General features: G+C 54.1%; 2 protein-coding genes and 1 pseudogene. All 3 read right to left on the reverse strand.

The features are described 5' to 3' along the window. Positions 1–136: pseudogene (locus HP546_RS28355) on the reverse strand (hypothetical protein); the annotation flags it as partial. A gap of 264 nt (positions 137–400) precedes the next feature. Beyond that, the gene (locus HP546_RS28360; RefSeq protein ID WP_172232572.1) at positions 401–910 is read right to left on the reverse strand and encodes a DUF4303 domain-containing protein; all 510 of its coding nucleotides are present in this window, start codon (positions 908–910) and stop codon (positions 401–403) included. Between the two features lie 18 nt (positions 911–928). Further along, positions 929–3,036: RHS repeat-associated core domain-containing protein (locus tag HP546_RS28365; protein WP_172232575.1), on the reverse strand; the 2,108-nt coding region annotated here is incomplete at its 5' end.

Below are 3,036 nucleotides of genomic sequence, written 5' to 3' on the forward strand. Positions count from 1 at the left end.
CTTCGGCGTAGCTGAAACTGCGCACGGTGTCGCCGTTGCGGTTGATTACCGCAGTCAGCTGGCCGTGTTCGTCGTAGCGGTACTGGGTGAGCGTTTCGACCGCCTGGTTGTTGACCACGCGCTTGATGTCGATCAGGGTGCGGTAGACCACGCGCGCGTAGAGTTCGGCGACAATACCCCTACGTCAGAAACGTATTTCAATAAATTGGGGCGACTACCGCCCCATAAATACCTCTTTCTTAAAGAGCATCACTTCCATTTCCGTCAGCACTAAATACATATCGATGAAAGTGAAGCAGATTACGTCGACAACACTAAGCCTGCTATCATAACACCACTCTAAACATGATGCAGCGATTGAAACCTCTGCATCATGCCACTTAAATACAAACGACAGGCTTCACAGGCTATTCATCCAGCTCTCGAACTCTCTCGCCTCTTCTGCAGAGTTCAACTGCGCAATCCACTTGCATTCCCAGTCAGCTCTAACCATGTCAGAAACTGCAAAGACTACTATTTTCCCGGGCAAAAACATCGGACGCACCTCGTCCAGTACATCTACGCAAATTTGAAAAATTCTTTCACAGTGAGCTTCAAAATCCTGCTCTGGACTCATGGAATCGCTCAGTCCTGCTAACTCTTCAGAAATCCCATCAAACAGCTCAGCAGCATAAGCCTCATGGCTCCACTCTGCAGGCGCCCACTTGTAATAGATTGCATCATCGGGATCACCCGACTGCATAGCCTCCAAATTGCTCCTAAGATTAAGAGAAGGAGCTAAAGTACGTGCATCTGCATCTGAATAAAGAGCAAACGCACAAACTTCACCCTCCGGAAACTCACTAGCCATTCTTTCAGCAACTGCAATCGTAGCTGTTTTGATTTTTTCTTTCAAATTATTATAATTCATATAATCTACCCTCATCACCTATGGCAATAGATCAATTGTACCATCCGCAAAATGCTGGCCCATTTTTCTTAGAGCAGCAACCACACTGTCTCTGGATCCCGCGCCACCTGCATCGGCCCTAGCCAAAGCCTCGTACACTTTTTTTGCGTTAGCAGTTGAATGTCCGGTATTGGGCGCCCAAATCAAGTTTTCCTTGCCTTTATACCAATCAATATCGTGCCTCTCCAAGATTTCCTTACTCTTATCAAGAATAGCCCGCATTTCTTTGCCCTTACCATTCTTAAATACGATGTGATGCGCGTGTGGCCTAAGCATTCCTTTAGGCGCCTCACCCCCACCAATACTTCTAAGATGATTACCCCATTTGACAGTATCAGCGCACAGGCCTAAAGGATCAATCCAGGTCAATGGGCTGGCTGTATACTCATAAAGATTCCAGCCACCATATAAACCGATTGGATCTTGCGTTACAAATTTACCGACCTCAGGGTCGTAGTACCTTAGAGTATTGTAGTGCAGTCCTGTTTCATAATCGAAGTACTGGCCTTGGAAACGCAGATTCTGTTCGACTTCGCTTACGTTTAGCTGCTCTACCGATCCCCACGAATGATACGTCGCCTGCCAAACGATCTGGCCATCGCTATCCGTCAACTCCAGCGGCGTACCAATCTGGTCTGTATGGAAGTAGTAAAGCTTCCGCTCCTCCCCTTCAACGTGATCAACCCGCGCCAACGGCGCATAGCTACCCGGCTCATAGAGGTAGAGAATGCTCTGCCCCGGCGTTTCCTCGCGCAGCATCCTCAGCCCTTGCCACAGAAAGCGCTTCTGCTCGACCTGGCCATTGATCTCAGCCTGCTTGGCTACCCGCCGCCCTAAGCTGTCATAGCGATACTCACCCCGGCTTTCCAGCTTGCCATTGACCAGCGTCTCCGCGCGCACCAACCGGTTCTCGCAGTCATAGCTGAAGTGCTGCAGCTTGCCGGTCCCCGAGCGCTTTTCGATCAGGTTACCCCAAGGGTCATAGCGATACTCCTGGTCCCGCCACCGCTTGATCCGGTTGTCCTTGACCTTGTCGAACTGCCGCGCATTGAAGTCCAGCCGGTTCGCCGCTGCGTCATAACGAAACTCTTCGCTACCCACCAGCGAGCCGGTATCTCGGCTACGCAACTGGCCGTTGGCTTCGTATTCGTACTGGATCTCGCCACGTAGCTTGTCGAGCGTGCGCACCAGTTCACCCGCCGGGTCGTACTGATACCGCCGATGAATCGGGTTATAGGCATGTTCCACCAGCAGCGCGGTATTCACCCCGGTGTTGTGCACTTGCGACAGCTTGTCGGCGGGCAAGGTCGAGGCAAACTGCCAGGCCTTGCGACCCATGGCGTCATAACCAAAGCAACTGGTGAGTTTGCCCTGGGTCCGGTACACCTCGCGGTGCAGGTCATCGCGCTCCATGTCGCTGATCACCTGGCCATCCAGGTTCAGCTGGTGCAGGTGGCCGCTACCGTAGTACAGGTGGTTGACCTTGCGCCCATCCGGCAGGGTCAAGGTGGTCATGTTGCTGAGCGGGTCGTATTCGTAGCTGAGCGTCCCATCTGGAGTGACTTCCTGCGTCAGCCGGCCCAGCAGATCGTAGGAGTACTCCAGCTTTTCTTCGGTAACCCCGAGCTGCTTGCCGATCCCGCTAGGCTGTCGCTGGATGCTCAGCAACCGGTCACCGTCGTCATAGCTGAACAGCTGCTGTGCATCGCTGTTCAGCTTGCTGAGCAGCCGGCCAATGGCATCACGCTCGAAAAGCGTATGCCGCTGCGGCCGCTCGGCATTTTCGCCGTAACCAATCTCCTCCAGCCGCGTCAGATGCCCGCCGACGTTGTAGCTGAAGCGCCGGGTCAGGTTGTCCACCCGCACCTCTTCCGTCAGCCGGTCCGACACGTCGTAGGCAAAGCTGTAGGTGGCGTTGTTCTCGTTGACCAGTGCGGTCAGGCGGATGGCCTGGTCGTACTCGTAGCGCACCCGCTGGCCCTTGGCATCCTGGCGGCTGCCGGGCAGGCCGCGGGCGGTGCGCAGCAGGCGGGTGGTCTGGCCCTTGCCGTCGGTGTGGCTGAGTACTTGGCCGTAGACGTTGTAGG

The organism is Pseudomonas sp. CM25 (assembly GCF_013179705.1).
Taxonomy (GTDB): domain Bacteria; phylum Pseudomonadota; class Gammaproteobacteria; order Pseudomonadales; family Pseudomonadaceae; genus Aquipseudomonas.